This is a genomic window from Microcoleus sp. MON1_C1 (genome assembly GCF_036701945.1).
In the GTDB taxonomy this organism is placed as follows: Bacteria; Cyanobacteriota; Cyanobacteriia; order Cyanobacteriales; family Microcoleaceae; genus Microcoleus.
Window position 1 is genome coordinate 1 of record NZ_JAUBRO010000147.1, and the last position, 1,024, is coordinate 1,024.

The 1,024-nt window shown below is 43.6% G+C and carries 1 protein-coding gene; it reads left to right on the top strand.

Translation table 11 applies throughout. From position 1 onward, the window contains the following. Nucleotides 1-1,024 (top strand): GAF domain-containing protein (locus tag QUA62_RS29265; RefSeq protein ID WP_333408294.1); only part of this gene is annotated, 1,024 nt, incomplete at both ends.

The window sequence follows — 1,024 nt, forward strand, 5'->3', positions numbered from 1 at the left end:
CTACTACCACTAGCACTAATTTGGGAGAGACGCTAGATTTAGCCACAGTAATGAAAGCTTCCCAAGCAATTTCAGGTGAAATAGTTTTGAGTAAGCTACTAGAAAAATTGATGAAAATCGCCATCGAAAATGCAGGCGCCCAAAAAGGATTTTTAATTTTAGAAAAAGCAGGAAACTGGGCCATCGAGGCTGAAGGTTCCGTGAACGAGGATGAAATTAGCGTGCTGCGCTCGCATCCCCTGAATGCACAAGCAGCTTCTGGGGAAACGCCCAAACTCGCAAGTGCGATCGCCCACTACGTCATCCGCACCCAGGAAAACGTAGTTTTAAATAACGCCACCCAAGAGGGACAATTTACCCGCGATCCTTACATAACAGCCACTCAACCCAAATCCATTCTCTGCACCCCTCTGATACACCAAGGCAAACTGACAGGCATTCTTTACCTAGAAAATAACCTCACAGAAGGAGCTTTCACTACAGATAGGCTAGAACTGTTAAAATTGTTATCGGCCCAAATAGCCATTTCCATTGAAAATGCCCAACTCTACAATAACTTGCAGGAGTTCAATCAAAACTTAGAGCAATTAGTCAGCGATCGCACCCACGAATTATCCAACGCCTTAGATAACTTAAAAGCTACTCAAAGTAAGCTAGTGGAAGCTGAAAAAATGGCATCGCTGGGAGGATTAGTTGCAGGCGTCGCCCATGAAATTAATACTCCCATCGGCGTCGGCGTCACCGTTGCGTCAGCTTTAGCAGAACATACTACAGAATTTGCTTCTACTTATAACAGTGGCAAAATGAAACGCTCGGAACTCGAAGAATTTTTGGATATAGCCACCACTAGCAGCAACTCTCTTCTAACCAATCTCAATCAAGCAGCAGCATTAATTCGGAGCTTTAAAGAAGTAGCAGTCGATCGCTCCAGCGAAGAACGGCGAACCTTCTTGGTAAGAGATTATCTCGATGAAATTTTAATCCAATTAAAACCAAAATTGAGAAATAGCAAACATTCGATCGA